Annotated in this window: 13 protein-coding genes; all 13 read left to right on the top strand. The window is 44.1% G+C overall.

Annotation, left to right across the window (positions count from 1 at the left end; all coding sequences use genetic code 11):
• The first annotated feature begins 7 nt into the window (after positions 1-7).
• The 13 genes from QM843_RS06315 to QM843_RS06255 all read left to right on the top strand — a co-directional run bounded on the left by QM843_RS06315 (position 8) and on the right by QM843_RS06255 (position 15,335).
• A complete protein-coding gene (locus tag QM843_RS06315; protein ID WP_049500243.1) occupies positions 8-1,105 on the top strand; it encodes a nucleotidyltransferase in 1,098 nt (365 codons plus the stop codon).
• A gap of 190 nt (positions 1,106-1,295) precedes the next feature.
• Complete coding sequence (locus tag QM843_RS06310; RefSeq protein WP_000404934.1) at positions 1,296-2,909, top strand: ribonuclease Y; 1,614 nt, start codon at positions 1,296-1,298, stop codon at positions 2,907-2,909.
• A 127-nt stretch (positions 2,910-3,036) separates the two neighbouring features.
• Positions 3,037-3,663: a guanylate kinase gene (gene gmk / locus QM843_RS06305; protein WP_000775041.1), complete on the top strand. Its 627-nt coding sequence runs from the start codon at positions 3,037-3,039 to the stop codon at positions 3,661-3,663.
• A 24-nt stretch (positions 3,664-3,687) separates the two neighbouring features.
• On the top strand, positions 3,688-4,002 hold the full coding sequence (gene rpoZ, locus QM843_RS06300) for a DNA-directed RNA polymerase subunit omega (protein WP_000979235.1): 315 nt from the start codon (positions 3,688-3,690) through the stop codon (positions 4,000-4,002).
• A 171-nt stretch (positions 4,003-4,173) separates the two neighbouring features.
• Positions 4,174-6,570, top strand: coding sequence for a primosomal protein N' (locus tag QM843_RS06295; RefSeq protein WP_414304608.1), 2,397 nt, complete (start codon positions 4,174-4,176; stop codon positions 6,568-6,570).
• A 12-nt stretch (positions 6,571-6,582) separates the two neighbouring features.
• Positions 6,583-7,518, top strand: a complete 936-nt coding sequence (gene fmt / locus QM843_RS06290; RefSeq protein WP_414304607.1) for a methionyl-tRNA formyltransferase — start codon at positions 6,583-6,585, stop codon at positions 7,516-7,518.
• Positions 7,511-8,824: a 16S rRNA (cytosine(967)-C(5))-methyltransferase RsmB gene (gene rsmB / locus QM843_RS06285; RefSeq protein ID WP_237447267.1), complete on the top strand. Its 1,314-nt coding sequence runs from the start codon at positions 7,511-7,513 to the stop codon at positions 8,822-8,824. Before fmt ends, rsmB begins: the two co-directional genes overlap by 8 nt.
• 14 nt (positions 8,825-8,838) lie before the next feature.
• Positions 8,839-9,579 (top strand): Stp1/IreP family PP2C-type Ser/Thr phosphatase, encoded by a 741-nt coding sequence (locus tag QM843_RS06280; RefSeq protein ID WP_033685450.1) that lies wholly within the window; start codon positions 8,839-8,841, stop codon positions 9,577-9,579.
• The gene (gene pknB, locus QM843_RS06275) at positions 9,576-11,477 is read left to right on the top strand and encodes a Stk1 family PASTA domain-containing Ser/Thr kinase (protein ID WP_414304606.1); all 1,902 of its coding nucleotides are present in this window, start codon (positions 9,576-9,578) and stop codon (positions 11,475-11,477) included. The genes QM843_RS06280 and pknB overlap by 4 nt, the downstream gene beginning before the upstream one ends.
• An 88-nt stretch (positions 11,478-11,565) precedes the next feature.
• Complete coding sequence (locus QM843_RS06270; RefSeq protein ID WP_414304605.1) at positions 11,566-12,324, top strand: threonine/serine exporter family protein; 759 nt, start codon at positions 11,566-11,568, stop codon at positions 12,322-12,324.
• A 1-nt stretch (position 12,325) separates the two neighbouring features.
• Complete coding sequence (locus tag QM843_RS06265) at positions 12,326-12,775, top strand: threonine/serine exporter family protein (protein ID WP_049550918.1); 450 nt, start codon at positions 12,326-12,328, stop codon at positions 12,773-12,775.
• A gap of 113 nt (positions 12,776-12,888) precedes the next feature.
• Positions 12,889-14,061 (top strand): hydroxymethylglutaryl-CoA synthase, encoded by a 1,173-nt coding sequence (locus QM843_RS06260; protein WP_414304604.1) that lies wholly within the window; start codon positions 12,889-12,891, stop codon positions 14,059-14,061.
• Positions 14,061-15,335, top strand: coding sequence for a hydroxymethylglutaryl-CoA reductase, degradative (locus QM843_RS06255; RefSeq protein ID WP_414304603.1), 1,275 nt, complete (start codon positions 14,061-14,063; stop codon positions 15,333-15,335). The genes QM843_RS06260 and QM843_RS06255 overlap by 1 nt, the downstream gene beginning before the upstream one ends.
• Positions 15,336-15,470 lie beyond the last annotated feature (135 nt).

Here is a 15,470-nt window from a genome sequence, read left to right as displayed (position 1 = left end):
GATTATCATGACCATCACGGGTATTATCGCGGAGTTCAATCCTTTTCATAATGGCCACAAATACCTGCTTGAGCAGACGAAGGGGTTGAAAATTGTGGCCATGTCTGGGAATTTCATGCAGAGAGGCGAGCCTGCTATCGTGGACAAGTGGACACGAGCCCAGATGGCGCTTGAAAATGGTGCTGATCTGGTAGTGGAACTGCCCTTTTTAGTCAGTGTTCAGGCGGCGGATTTCTTTGGCCAAGGGGCTGTGGATATCTTGGCTCGGTTGGGTATTGATAGCCTCGCTTTTGGAACAGAAGAAGTTCTGGATTATCAAAAAATCGCTGACTTATACGCAGAGCAAGGTAGAGAGATGGAGAATTTTGTGGAAAATCTGCCTGATTCTCTCTCCTATCCCCAGAAAACCCAAGCCATGTGGAAGGAATTTGCTGGTCTTGATTTTTCAGGCCATACACCCAATCATGTTCTTGCTTTGGCCTATGCCAAGGCGGTTGCGGGACGAAATATCAAGCTGTATCCGATTCAGCGTCAGGGGGCTGGTTACCATTCTGTGGACCAGGATGTGGACTTCGCCTCGGCGACAGCCCTCCGTCAGCACCAAAGGGACAAAGATTTCTTAGAACGATTTATGCCTTCTGTTGCCCTATTTGAGCAGACCAGTAAAGTGAGCTGGGAAGACTATTTTCCTTTGCTCCGCTATCAAATCTTGTCAAATCCCGACATAACCACCATCTATCAGGTCAATCAAGAAATGGCTGTGCGCATTAAAGAGACCATCAAGACAGTCCAGTCTGTGGAAGACTTGATTGAGGCGGTTGCGACCAAACGTTACACCAAGGCGCGTGTCAGACGCCTTTTGACCTATATCTTGGTGCAGGCTAGAGAAAGTGACTTGCCAGAAGGCATCCATGTTCTTGGCTTTACTGAAAAAGGCAGGCAACATCTCAAGTCTTTGAAAGGGCAGGTCGATCTAGTCAGCCGAATTGGCAAAGAACCTTGGGATGCTATGACCCAAAAGGCAGACCAGATTTACCAACTGGGAAATCCAAGTATAGCAGAGCAGAATTTTGGAAGAGTACCGATTAGAATAGAAATAAACTAAGTCTACTGAAAAGTAGGCTTTTTCTCAAGTCTCTACTATACTACTATTTCTAAATAACAATTTTATTTTTGTGAATGTGTTCCAATTTCCCCAAAACATATTCTATTTTAGGTTTGTGAAAATCACTTTTTTATGGTAGAATGTAAAAGAATGTATGTCATTCGGAATAACAATAAAATGAGGTAAAAACATGGAAATCATGTCGCTTGCGATTGCTGTTTTTGCCGTCATCATTGGTTTAGTCATTGGATATGTCAGCATCTCAGCCAAGATGAAATCATCTCAGGAAGCTGCAGAGTTGATGCTTTTAAATGCTGAACAAGAAGCAACTAATTTACGTGGACAAGCTGAACGTGAAGCGGATTTACTTGTTAATGAAGCTAAACGTGAAAGCAAGTCTCTTAAAAAAGAAGCACTATTGGAGGCCAAAGAAGAAGCCAGAAAATACCGTGAAGAAGTGGACGCTGAATTCAAATCAGAACGTCAAGAACTCAAACAAATCGAAAGTCGTTTGACAGAGAGAGCTACTAGCCTTGACCGTAAGGACGACAATTTGACGAGTAAAGAACAAACACTTGAACAAAAAGAACAAAGTATTTCTGATAGAGCGAAAAACCTTGATGCGCGTGAAGAGCAATTAGAGGAAGTCGAAAGACAAAAAGAAGCAGAGCTAGAGCGTATTGGTGCCCTGTCTCAGGCAGAAGCACGAGATATTATCTTGGCTCAGACAGAGGAAAACTTGACCAAGGAGATTGCTAGCCGCATTCGTGAAGCTGAGCAAGAGGTCAAGGAACGTTCTGACAAAATGGCCAAGGACATCTTGGTTCAAGCCATGCAACGTATCGCTGGTGAATATGTGGCGGAGTCAACAAACTCAACGGTTCACCTGCCAGACGATACTATGAAGGGACGCATTATTGGTCGTGAAGGTCGTAACATTCGTACCTTTGAAAGTTTGACAGGGGTCGATGTGATTATCGACGATACACCAGAAGTGGTGACCTTATCAGGTTTTGACCCGATTCGTCGTGAAATTGCCCGTATGACTATGGAAATGTTGCTCAAGGATGGTCGTATCCACCCAGCTCGTATCGAAGAGTTGGTTGAGAAAAACCGTCAAGAGATTGACAATAAGATTCGTGAATACGGTGAGGCTGCTGCCTATGAAATTGGGGCACCAAACCTTCATCCAGACTTGATGAAAATCATGGGTCGCTTGCAGTTCCGTACTTCATATGGACAAAATGTCTTACGTCATTCGATTGAGGTTGCTAAGTTAGCTGGTATCATGGCGAGCGAACTTGGTGAAAATGCGGCTCTTGCTCGTCGTGCAGGGTTCCTTCACGATATCGGAAAAGCCATTGACCGTGAGGTTGAAGGTAGCCACGTTGAAATCGGTATGGAATTGGCTCGTAAGTACAAGGAACATCCAGTTGTGGTGAATACAATTGCTAGCCACCACGGTGATGTCGAAGCCGAAAGCGTCATTGCAGTGATTGTTGCTGCAGCAGATGCTTTGAGCGCTGCCCGTCCGGGTGCTCGTAGTGAGTCTCTTGAAAGCTACATCAAACGTCTTCATGATTTGGAAGAAATTGCGAACGGCTTTGAAGGAGTACAGAATAGCTTTGCCCTTCAAGCAGGACGTGAAATCCGTATCATGGTCAATCCAGGACAAATCAAAGACGACAAAGTCACAATCTTGGCTCACAAAGTTCGTGAGAAAATTGAAAACAATCTCGATTACCCTGGAAATATCAAGGTAACCGTGATTCGCGAGCTTCGTGCAGTAGATTATGCTAAATAAATAAGAAAGAGCAGTTGAAAAATTACTGCTTTTTTGTTACACTAGATAGAAAGACTGTAAAGGATAATCTGGCTTTTTGCCATTATTCTAGAAATGTTATTTCACAGACTGACTAAAAGGAGACACAATGGCAGACCGAGGCTTACTAATCGTTTTTTCTGGTCCTTCAGGGGTTGGAAAAGGAACGGTTAGAAGAGAGATTTTTGAGAGTTCTGAAAACCAATTTCAATACTCTGTATCGATGACGACACGCGCACAACGTCCTGGAGAAGTGGACGGAGTTGATTATTTCTTCCGTACTCGTGAAGAGTTTGAAGAGCTGATTCGTCAAGGACAGATGTTGGAATATGCAGAATATGTCGGCAACTACTATGGAACTCCTCTGACCTATGTCAATGAAACCTTGGATAAGGGAATCGATGTTTTCCTTGAAATTGAAGTTCAAGGTGCTCTTCAGGTCAAGAAAAAGGTTCCAGATGCTGTCTTTATCTTCCTGACACCACCAGATTTGGATGAATTGCAAGATCGTTTGGTAGGTCGTGGAACAGACAGTGCAGAAGTGATTGCCCAACGAATCGAAAAAGCCAAGGAAGAAATTGCCCTTATGCGTGAGTATGATTATGCGATTGTCAACGATCAGGTGCCCCTAGCTGCTGAGCGTGTCAAACGTGTTATCGAAGCAGAGCACTTCCGTGTGGATCGTGTCATTGGTCACTATCAGGAGATGTTGCCAAAATCTCCAACTACCCGATAAAATTTAGAAAATAGGTACAAGTAAATGATGTTAAAACCCTCTATTGATACCTTGCTTGACAAGGTTCCTTCAAAATATTCACTCGTAATCTTGGAAGCAAAACGTGCCCACGAATTAGAAGCAGGTGCGCCAGCAACTCAAGGTTTCAAGTCTGAAAAATCAACTCTTCGCGCTTTAGAAGAAATCGAATCAGGAAACGTTACAATTCACCCAGATCCAGAAGGAAAACGTGAAGCAGTTCGTCGCCGTATCGAAGAAGAAAAACGCCGCAAAGAAGAAGAAGAAAAGAAAATCAAAGAGCAAATCGCTAAAGAAAAAGAAGATGGTGAAAAAATTTAAGGTTGGGGGGACTCAATCTTATTTTTTCTATTGCAAGAATGTACTGATACTCAATGAAAATCAAAAAGCAAACTAGGAAGCTAGCCGCAAGCTGTACTTGAGTACGGTAAGGCGACGCTGACGTGGTTTGAATTTGATTTTCGAAGAGTATGACAAGGAGGAGGTGAGAAGATGACCATAGCAAAGATTATCGTAGATGTGCCCTTGATGCAGACAGACCAGCCCTATAGTTACAGGATTCCGGAGGAGTTTGAGGGAATGCTGGAGGTTGGGATGCGAGTTCATGTACCCTTTGGTAAGGGGAATCGCTTGATTCAAGGGATTGTTCTTGGTTTGGAGTCTCAAGCAGATGAAGAAGAGATGGAGCAAGATTTAAAAGATATTGTCGAGGTGCTGGATTTTTCTCCTGTTCTCACGCAAGAACAACTCTGGCTGGCTGAGGAGCTTCGCAAATCTGTCTTCTCCTACAAAATCTCTATCCTCAAGGCCATGTTGCCGGGATTTCTAAATTCCAGCTATGACAAGATTCTCTATCCTCTGGAAGGTCTGAGTCAGGAAGACCGAGTGCGTCTATTTGGTTCAGAAGATTCGCTAGCCTTTTCTTCTCTGGATTTAGCTAAGCAAGCTGAAATGATGCGTTTGACTAGAAAAGGCCTGCTTGGTCTGGAGTATCAGGCAGTCGATCAAAAGAAGGTCAAGACCCAGTCTTGGTATGAGGTAGACCTTGTTCAGTTAGAAGGTGTAGAGATTTCTACACGCGCCAAGAAAAAGTTAGAACTGAGAGACTATTTGCTGTCTCATCCAGAGAGTGCTTCCTTGGCTAGTTTGTTAGAGTCCTACTCGCGGGAGCAAGTCAACTTCTTTGTGGAACAAGGTGCTGTGACCATAGTCCAAAAGGAAGTGCAACGCTCAGCTGCTTATTTTGAAGGCATTGAGGCAAGTCGGCCTTTGGAATTGAATCCAGAGCAAAGACAGGCGTGTGATGCGGTTGTCAGTGCGATTGGCAGTCATCAGCCACCCTTCCTCCTTCAAGGGATTACAGGAAGTGGGAAGACCGAGGTTTACTTGCAGATTATCCAAGGAGCCTTGGACAAGGGCAAGACAGCTATTTTGCTGGTACCTGAGATTTCCCTGACTCCACAAATGACGGAGCGTTTTATTGCTCGATTTGGTGAGAAAGTGGCCATTCTTCACTCAGGCTTGTCTAATGGTGAAAAATATGATGAATGGCGCAAAGTGGAACGTGGCGATGCTCAAGTTGTGGTTGGTGCCAGATCGGCCATCTTTGCTCCGCTGAAAAATCTAGGTGTTATGATTATCGATGAAGAGCATGAAGCGACTTATAAGCAGGACAGTAATCCCCGTTATCATGCTAGAGAGGTAGCTATTTTACGGGCTCAGTATAATCAAGCAGCCCTGGTACTTGGTTCAGCAACTCCTAGTCTGGAAAGCCGTGCTCGCGCTGGCAAAGGTGTCTATCAACATTTACGTCTGACCCAACGCGCCAATCCTTTAGCTAGGATCCCTGAGGTTCAAGTGGTTGACTTTCGTGACTATATTGGACAAAACGAGACGTCAAACTTTACGCCTCCCTTGCTAGAAGCCATTCAAGATCGTCTAGCTAAAAAAGAGCAGGTAGTTCTTATGCTCAATCGCCGTGGTTATTCTAGCTTTGTTATGTGTCGGGAGTGTGGAACGGTGGATACTTGTCCCAACTGTGACATTTCCTTGACCTTGCACATGGATACCAAGACTATGAACTGCCATTATTGTGGTTTTTCGAAGGATATTCCTCACGTTTGCCCCAACTGTAAGAGTCGCAGTATTCGTTACTACGGGACGGGAACTCAGAAGGCTTATGACGAGCTAGCAGAACTCTTTCCGCAAGCCCGTATTTTGCGGATGGATGTGGATACGACCCGTAAGAAAGGTAGTCACCAAGCTCTTCTTGACCAGTTTGGACGAGGTGAAGCGGACATATTGCTTGGTACACAGATGATTGCTAAGGGATTGGATTTTCCAAATGTAACCCTAGTCGGAGTGCTCAATGCGGATACGGCATTGAATCTACCAGATTTCCGTTCTTCTGAGAGAACCTTCCAACTTTTGACTCAGGTGGCAGGTCGGGCAGGACGTGCTGAAAAAGTTGGGCAGGTCTTGATTCAGTCTTACAATCCTCAGCACTATGCTATTCGATTTGCAAAAGACCAGGACTACGAAGGCTTTTATGCCTATGAAATGGGTATCAGACGACAACTTGGTTATCCGCCTTACTATTTCACCATTGGCATTACCCTTTCTCATAAGAAAGAAGAAGAGGTTGTCAAACGTGCTTATGAAGTCATGAACATTTTGCGATCAGGCTTGTCAGAGACCAGTCACATTCTGGGGCCGACGCCTAAACCTATTGCCCGTACCCACAACCTCTATCATTACCAGATTTTAATTAAATACCGTTTAGAAGATGAGCTGGGGACGACCCTCAACCAGGTTTTGGCCTTGACTCAAGAACGGGAAAATAGTGAGCTCCGTCTCAGCATTGACCATGAGCCACAGCAATTTTTATAAGAAGGAGAAGATATGACAAAATTAATCTTTATGGGGACACCCGACTTTTCAGCAACAGTCTTAAAAGGTCTTTTGACAGATGACCGTTACGAAATTCTAGCCGTTGTGACCCAGCCAGACCGTGCTGTAGGCCGTAAAAAAGTTATCCAAGAAACACCAGTCAAGCAGGCTGCCAAGGAAGCAGGTCTTCCTATCTATCAACCTGAAAAATTATCTGGAAGTCCAGAGATGGAAGCTATTATGAAGCTAGGAGCAGATGGAATTGTGACTGCTGCTTTTGGGCAGTTTCTCCCAAGTAAACTCCTTGATAGCATGGACTTTGCTGTCAACGTTCACGCTTCTCTTCTTCCTAAACATCGTGGTGGAGCGCCAATCCATTATGCCTTGATTCGAGGGGATGAGGAAGCTGGTGTGACCATTATGGAAATGGTTAAGGAAATGGATGCAGGAGATATGATTTCTCGTCGCAGTATTCCTATCACTGATGAGGACAATGTTGGCACCTTGTTTGAGAAATTAGCTCTTGTTGGTCGTGATTTGCTTTTGGATACTTTGCCTGCCTACATTGCTGGTGACATCAAACCTGAACCGCAGGATCCAAGTCAGGTTACTTTCTCGCCAAATATCAAGCCAGAAGAAGAAAAACTGGACTGGAATAAAACCAATCGTCAACTCTTTAACCAAATCCGTGGAATGAATCCGTGGCCTGTTGCCCATACTTTCCTTAAGGGCGACCGCTTTAAGATTTATGAAGCTCTAGCAGTAGAAGGTCAGGGAAATCCAGGTGAGATCCTATCTATTGGTAAGAAAGAATTGATTGTCGCAACGGCAGAAGGGGCTCTATCCCTCAAACAAGTGCAGCCGGCTGGTAAACCTAAGATGGACATTGCTTCCTTCCTCAATGGAGTTGGACGTACATTGACTGTAGGAGAACGATTTGGTGACTAAAGTAGGAACGGCTAGAAGTTTAGCCCTAGCAGTATTAGAGGATGTTTTTATCAATCAAGCATACTCAAATATCGCCTTAAATAAGCATCTCAAGGGAAGTCAACTTTCAGCAGCGGACAAGGGCTTGGTGACCGAGCTGGTCTATGGAACGGTAGCCCGTAAACTGACTCTGGAATGGTACCTATCCCACTTTATCGAAGACAGAGACCAGTTAGATAGTTGGCTTTATGTCCTTCTTCTCATGAGTGCCTACCAGCTCCGCTATTTGAACAAGATTCCAGACCATGCTGTGGTCAATGAAGCAGTAGAATTGGCCAAAGTCCGTAAAAAAGGCAGTGAAAAATTGGTCAACGCCGTCCTTCGTCGTATTCTACGTGAAGGCTGGCCAGATATCAACAGCATCAAACGAAAAAATAAGCGTGACTCCATTGCCTATTCTCTCCCGGTTTGGCTAGTTGCCAAGCTCAAAGAAGAGTACGGCGAAGAGCGAGCACAAGCTATTTTTGAAAGTCTTTTGGTGCGCAACAAGGCTAGTATCCGAGTGACTGATTTAAGCCGAAAAGAGGAAATTCAAGCCTTGTTGGAGGCTAGTGATTCACCTTTGTCTGTTTCTGGTCTCGTCAAGGAGCAGGGGCATTTTGCAGGCCATGACCTATTTTCAGAGGGTGCTATTACTATCCAAGACGAGTCTAGTCAGCTGGTTGCTCCCACTCTTGATTTACAAGGTGGTGAGCAGGTTCTAGATGCCTGTGCGGCTCCAGGTGGGAAAACAGCCCATATAGCCTCTTATCTAACGACAGGTCAGGTTACGGCTTTGGACCTTTACGATCACAAGTTGGACTTAATCCAAGAAAATGCCCAACGTTTAGGAGTTGCAGATCGGATTCAAAGGCAAAAATTGGATGCCAGAAAGGTACATGAGTTTTTTGGTCAGGATTCATTTGATAAGATTTTGGTAGATGCTCCCTGTTCAGGAATTGGTCTTCTGCGCCGCAAACCAGATATCAAATACAATAAAGAAACGGCAGATTTCGCGTCCTTGCAGGAAATTCAGCTAGAAATATTAGGTAGTGTTTGTCAAACACTACGCAAAGGTGGTATAATAACTTATAGTACCTGTACTATTGTCTCAGAGGAGAACTTTCAAGTCGTACAGGCATTTTTAGAAAGTCATCCTGAATTTGAGCAAGTAACACTAGAACATGAATGTAAGGATATCATGAAAGATGGCTGTATCCTCATCACACCTGAATTGTATGGAAGTGATGGATTCTTCATCAGTCAATTTCGCAAGATATCGGATTAGGAAGGAACTAACACATGGAAATTTCATTATTAACAGATGTTGGTCAGAAACGAACAAATAACCAAGACTATGTCAACCACTATGTCAATAGAGCTGGACGTACCATGATTATCCTAGCTGATGGTATGGGAGGTCATCGCGCAGGGAATATCGCTAGTGAAATGGCGGTAACAGACCTAGGTGTAGCTTGGGTAGATACTCAAATCGATACAGTTAATGAAGTACGTGAATGGTTTGCTAACAACCTTGAGATTGAAAATCAAAGGATTAACCAATTGGGACAAAATGAAGCCTATAAAGGAATGGGAACAACCCTTGAGGCTGTAGCCATTATTGATAATCAGGCTATTTATGCTCACATCGGAGATTCTCGTATCGGTTTGATTCGTGGAGAAGAATACCACCAGTTAACGAGCGACCATTCTTTAGTCAATGAATTGCTCAAGGCAGGTCAATTGACACCTGAAGAAGCAGCTAGCCACCCACAGAAAAATATTATTACCCAATCAATCGGTCAAAAAGATGAAATTCAGCCTGATTTTGGAATGATCACCCTTGAGCCGGGAGACTATCTCTTACTCAATAGTGATGGCTTGACAAATATGATTTCAGGCAGTGAGATTTCTGATATTGTAACCAGCGATATTTCTTTGGCAGATAAGGCAGCAACCTTGATTCGTTTTGCCAACAATGCAGGTGGTTTAGACAATATCACAGTTGCCCTTATTGCTGTTAATGAGGAGGCAACAGAATGATCCAAATCGGCAAGATTTTTGCCGGGCGGTATCGGATTATCAAACAAATTGGTCGAGGAGGCATGGCAGATGTCTATTTGGCCAAGGATTTGATTTTGGACGGTGAAGAAGTGGCAGTGAAGGTCCTGAGGACCAACTACCAAACAGATCCTATTGCAGTGGCTCGTTTTCAGCGGGAAGCGAGAGCCATGGCAGATCTGGACCATCCTCATATCGTTCGGATAACAGATATTGGTGAGGAAGACGGTCAACAGTATCTTGCAATGGAGTATGTTGCTGGGCTAGACCTCAAACGCTATATCAAGGAACACTATCCTCTTTCTAATGAAGAAGCCGTCCGCATTATGGGACAAATACTCCTAGCCATGCGTTTGGCCCATACTCGAGGAATTGTTCACAGGGACTTGAAACCTCAAAATATCCTCTTGACACCAGATGGGACTGCCAAAGTAACAGACTTTGGGATTGCAGTAGCCTTTGCTGAGACGAGTCTAACTCAGACTAACTCGATGCTGGGTTCAGTTCATTATTTATCGCCAGAGCAGGCGCGTGGTTCTAAGGCTACTGTACAGAGTGATATCTATGCCATGGGGATTATTTTCTATGAGATGCTGACAGGTCATATCCCTTATGACGGGGATAGTGCGGTGACCATCGCCCTCCAGCATTTCCAGAAACCACTGCCATCGGTTATAGCTGAAAATCCATCTGTACCTCAGGCTTTGGAGAATGTTGTTATCAAGGCAACTGCCAAGAAATTGACAGATCGTTATCAGTCAGTTGCAGAGATGTATGTGGACTTGTCCAGTAGCTTGTCTTACAATCGTCGCAATGAGCCAAAGTTAGTCTTTGACGATACTACTAAGGCGGATACCAAGACTCTACCAAAAGTATCCCAGAGCACATTGACCTCAATTCCTAAGGTGCAAACACAAAGTCCGAAGCCACAGATTGTGAAACCTAGTCAGCAGGCTTCAGAAGACAATTACGCAACCAAGCCTGTTAAGAAACGGAAATTTAGAGTTCGTTATATGATTTTGTTGGCCAGCATTCTATTGGTGGCAGCCTCTCTGATTTGGATATTGTCCAGAACTCCTGCAACCATTGCTATTCCAGATGTGGCAGGTCAGACAGTTGCGGAGGCTAAGGAAACGCTCAAGAAAGCCAATTTTGAGATTGGTGAGGAGAAATCAGAGGCTAGTGAAAAGGTGGAAGAAGGGCGGATTATCCGTACAGATCCAGAAGCTGGAACGACTCGAAAAGAAGGTTCGAAAATCAATTTGGTTGTCTCATCGGGCAAGCAATCCTTCCAATTGAGTAACTATATCGGCCGTAAATCGACAGATGTTATCGCAGAACTCAAGCAGAAGAAGGTTCCTGAAAATCTCATCAAGATTGAGGAAGAGGAATCAAGTGAGAGCGAAGCAGGAACTGTTCTCAGACAGAGTCCAGCTGCTGGAACAACCTATGATTTGAGCAAGGCATCAACGATTACCTTAACCGTTGCTAAGAAAGTAACCAGCGTTGCTATGCCAAGTTATATAGGATCTAGTCTTGAATTTACTAAAAACAATCTCGTTCAAATTGTCGGTATTAAAGAAGCCAATATTGAAGTTGTAGAAGTGTCGACAGCTCCCGCTGGAACTGCTGAAGGTACAGTCATTGAACAGAGTCCAAAAGCAGGTGAAAAGGTTGATTTGACTAAGACGCGTGTCAAGATTTCAATCTACAAACCAAAAACACCGCCGTCAACGTCATCATCAGCACCAGCCCAACGTGGAAACCAAGGTTCTACTACAACACCAAGTCAGGGGAACCAACAAGGAAATCAACGAGAGAATGCACCTGCTACTACTCAATCAAGTAGTGAAGGCAACCACGAAAATTCTCGTGATTAAACGAATCTTTGTCATGATTTCATGGCAAAGATTTTTTTTGACTCCAGATTTGTGATAGAATAGAAGGAGTTGATAAAAGGAGGAACGCATGGAAGAATCAAGAGAATTAAATGCCGTCATCGATGTGATTATGCTAGCAGGGACCATTCTTCTCAAAAGTGGCTCAGAGATTCATCGTGTAGAAGATACCATGATCCGTATTGCGCATTCGCAGGGGATTGTGGATTGCAATGTTCTTGCCATGCCTGCTGCCATCTTTTTCTCTATTGAAAATACCAATATTTCACGTATGAAGCGTGTGACCTCCTCTTCTTATAATATTGAAAAAGTCTGCGATGTGAACCAGGTTTCTCGTCAGCTGGTAGGTGGAAAGCTTGATTTAGAAACAGCCTACAAGCAATTGACGGTCTTGCAAGCTCAACCGCTTCCCTATACCAAGTTACAGGTGACTCTGGCTGCGACCTTTAGTGCCCCTTTCTTTTCAATTATGTTTAGTGGAAATATCTACGATGCACTTGGGGCAGGAGTGGCTACCTTATTTGGTTTTGCCTTTTCCCTCTATGTGGAGAAGTTTATCCGAATTCCCTTTGTAACAGCCTTTGCTGGAGCCTTTGTCTTTGGGATGATAGCCCAGTTTTGGGCTCGCTACACAGGTTTTCCCTCAACGGCAGATTTGATTATAGCTGGTGCGGTCATGCCGTTTGTACCAGGGATTGCCTTGACCAATGCGGTTCGTGATATTATGACCAACCACATAAACTCTGGTATGAGTAAGATGTTTGAATCCCTGCTCATTACCCTTGCTTTAGGGGCGGGAACTTCTGTCGCCTTGGTATTGATGAATTAATATGACACTAACAACCTTTTTATTACAAGCAGTAGCAAGTCTTCTTGCTATTATCACTTTTTTAATTGTACTCAATGTGCAACGCTCTATGCTCTTACCCGGAGGGATTTTGGGCATGGCTGTCTGGCTAATCTATCTCTTGCTAAAGGAACCGACCAATGTTATTGTGGCTACTTTTATTGCAGCCATTATCGGTTCTTGTGTCAGCCAGATTTTGAGTATTCTTTATAAGACCCCTGCTGTGGTCTTTATCTTGGCCATCTTGGCACCTCTGGTTCCGGGTTATCTCTCCTATCGGACAACTGCCTTTTTTGTGACGGGAGATTACAGTCATGCCATTGCTAGTGCAACCTTGGTTGTTATGTTGGCTTTGGTTATTTCCATTGGAATGGCTAGTGGAACAGTAATTCTCAGACTCTATTCCTACTTAAGAAAACAGCATAATAGTTAGATTAATAAGGGACTTGATTTGGTGAATCAAGTCTTTTTTCTCTCTTTTATTGCTATTTGTGATAAAATAGTATAGAACGATTTTTTACAACGAATGATAAAACAGAGGTAAATATGACAATCGGTATTGATAAGATTGGTTTTGCGACCAGTCAATATGTCTTGAAATTACAAGACTTAGCAGAAGCGAGGGGAATTGACCCTGAAAAATTAAGCAAAGGACTCTTGCTCAAGGAATTGAGTATTGCGCCCCTAACTGAGGATATTGTGACCTTGGCGGCTAGTGCAAGTGACTCTATTTTAACTGAGCAAGAAAGACAAGAAATTGATATGGTCATTGTGGCGACCGAGTCAGGAATTGACCAGAGTAAGGCTGCGGCCGTCTTTGTGCATGGCTTGCTGGGTATCCAGCCCTTTGCTCGTAGTTTCGAGATTAAAGAAGCCTGCTATGGAGCGACAGCTGCCCTCCATTATGCTAAATTGCATGTGGAAAATTCTCCAGAGTCCAAAGTCTTGGTCATTGCCAGTGATATTGCCAAGTATGGAATCGAAACTCCAGGAGAACCAACTCAAGGTGCCGGAAGTGTGGCCATGTTGATTACACAGAATCCGCGCATTATGGCCTTTAATAACGACAATGTGGCTCAGACTCGTGACATCATGGATTTCTGGCGTCCAAATTACTCAACAACGCCTTATGTAAATGGTGTCTATTCTACTCAGCAATACTTGGATAGTTTGAAAACGACTTGGCTTGAATACCAAAAACGTTACCAGCTTACCTTAGATGATTTCGCGGCTGTTTGCTTCCACTTGCCTTACCCTAAATTAGCTCTAAAAGGCTTGAAAAAAATCATGGATAAGAGTCTGCCTCAAGAGAAAAAAGACCTCTTGCAAAAGCATTTTGACCAGTCTATTCTCTACAGTCAAAAAGTGGGGAATATCTATACAGGTTCTCTCTTTCTTGGACTTTTGTCTCTCTTGGAAAATACAGATAGCTTGAAGGCTGGGGATAAAATCGCCCTTTATAGTTACGGAAGTGGTGCTGTGGCTGAGTTCTTCAGTGGTCAATTAGTTGAAGGTTATGAAGCTTATCTGGATAAAGACCGCTTGAATAAACTCAACCAACGAACTGCCCTATCCGTTGCAGACTATGAAAAAGTCTTCTTTGAGGAAGTGGTGTTGGATGAAACAAACTCTGTCCAGTTTGCGTGTTATGAAAATCAAGAGTTTGCCTTGGTTGAAATTGTGGACCACCAACGCCGTTATAGCAAGGTTGAAAAATAATGAAGATAAGTTGGAATGGATTTTCTAAAAAATCATACCATGAGCGCCTTGAGCTGTTAAAAGCTCAGGCGCTCCTTAGTCCTGAAAAACAAACCAGTCTGGAGCAGGATGAACAGATTAGTGTGACTGTCGCAGACCAGCTGAGTGAGAATGTAGTGGGGACTTTTTCTCTGCCTTATTCGTTGGTCCCAGAGGTTCTCGTTAACGGTCAGGAATACACAGTTCCCTATGTGACAGAAGAGCCCTCTGTGGTTGCTGCGGCTAGTTATGCCAGTAAAATCATTAAGCGAGCAGGCGGTTTTACTGCACAAGTCCATGAGCGTCAGATGATTGGTCAGGTAGCCCTTTATCACGTTGCTGATTCTGAACAAGCGCAAGAGAAGATTGTCAGCAAGAAAGCAGAACTCTTGGAACTTGCCAATCAAGCCTATCCTTCTATCGTCAAGCGTGGAGGTGGGGCGCGTGATCTGCATGTAGAGCAGATCAAAGGTGAAACAGACTTTCTCGTTGTTTATCTCCATGTCGATACTCAGGAAGCCATGGGAGCCAATATGCTCAACACCATGCTGGAAGCCTTGAAGCCAGTCTTAGAAGAACTCAGTCAGGGGCAGAGTCTTATGGGAATCCTGTCCAACTACGCGACCGATTCTCTAGTGACTGCAAGCTGTCGCATTGCCTTTCGTTACTTGAGTCGCCAAAGGGATCAAGGACGAGAAATTGCGGTGAAAATTGCTTTGGCTAGCCAGTTTGCGCAGGCTGATCCTTATCGAGCTGCTACCCACAATAAAGGGATTTTTAATGGTATTGATGCCTTTTTGATTGCAACTGGTAATGACTGGCGTGCTATTGAGGCAGGAGCCCATGTCTTTGCTAGTAGAGAAGGACACTATCAAGGTCTTAGTCAATGGACACTGGACGTTGAGAGAGAAGAATTGGTCGGTGAGATGACCCTGCCTATGCCTGTAGCGACAAAGGGTGGCTCTATCGGCCTCAACCCTCGTGTAGCCCTCAGTCATGAACTGCTGGGAAATCCTTCTGCCAAAGAATTAGCTCAGATTATCGTGTCTATCGGTCTCGCCCAAAACTTTGCGGCCCTGAAAGCTTTGGTGAGTACAGGGATCCAGCAAGGTCACATGAAATTGCAGGCCAAATCCCTAGCTCTCCTTGCAGGTGCCAGTGAATCCGAGGTTGCTCCTCTGGTTGAGCGACTTATCGCAGATAAAACCTTTAACCTAGAGACAGCCCAGCGCTACCTAGAAAATTTAAGATCATAAAAAACTCAGACGAATCGGTCTGAGTTTTCTTGTGCTTATACTCAATGAAAATCAAAGAGCAAACTAGGAAGCTAGCCGCAAGCTGCTCAAAACACTGTTTTGAGGTGGCAGATGGAAGCTGACATGGTTTAAAGA

Source organism: Streptococcus mitis, assembly GCF_047463435.1.
Classification (GTDB): domain Bacteria; phylum Bacillota; class Bacilli; order Lactobacillales; family Streptococcaceae; genus Streptococcus; species Streptococcus mitis_DS.
This window is presented reverse-complemented; position numbering and strand designations above follow the sequence as displayed.